At 60.7% G+C, this 550-nt stretch carries 1 pseudogene; it reads right to left on the bottom strand.

The features are described 5' to 3' along the window. Positions 1–550: pseudogene (locus FRY97_RS22050) on the bottom strand (DUF11 domain-containing protein); the annotation flags it as partial.

The following is a 550-nucleotide window of genomic DNA, read 5'->3' on the forward strand; positions in this document are numbered from 1 at the left end:
TACGCTGCTCGCTACACTTGGCCCGTTGTTCGTCACCGTAATGGTGTAAGGTACCGTTGTGCCCGGCACGTAGGTAGTGGTATTGTTCGTCTTAACCGTGGTGATGTCCGATACCTCGTCCGGTGTGTCCGGCCCGTCCGTACATTCCGGACAGTCCGGCGTCGGGTCTTCCGGGTTCGTTACCACAACCGTGTTGGTCAGGCCGCCCGTGAAATCGGCAGGCACGTCCACGTTCACCGTGTAGGTTACTACCGCCCCGTTGGACATGTTCGTGATCACCTCACTGAAATCACCTGTGCCCGAAGCGTTCGCCAGCGTGGCTGTGCCGGTGGTCACTACCGCCGTCCAGCTGCTGATCGTTGTGCCTACAGGCGCGGTGTCCGCTACTGTTACGCTGCTCGCAGCGCTCGGCCCGTTGTTCGTCACCGTGATGGTGTAAGGCACCGTTGTGCCCGGCACGTAGGTATTGGTACCGTTCGTCTTGACCGTCGTGATGTCCGATACCTCGTCCGGTGTGTCCGGCCCGTCCGTACAATCTGGGCAGTCCGGG

Origin of the sequence: Phaeodactylibacter luteus, assembly GCF_007993045.1 — a bacterium.
Classification (GTDB): Bacteria; Bacteroidota; Bacteroidia; order Chitinophagales; family Saprospiraceae; genus Phaeodactylibacter; species Phaeodactylibacter luteus.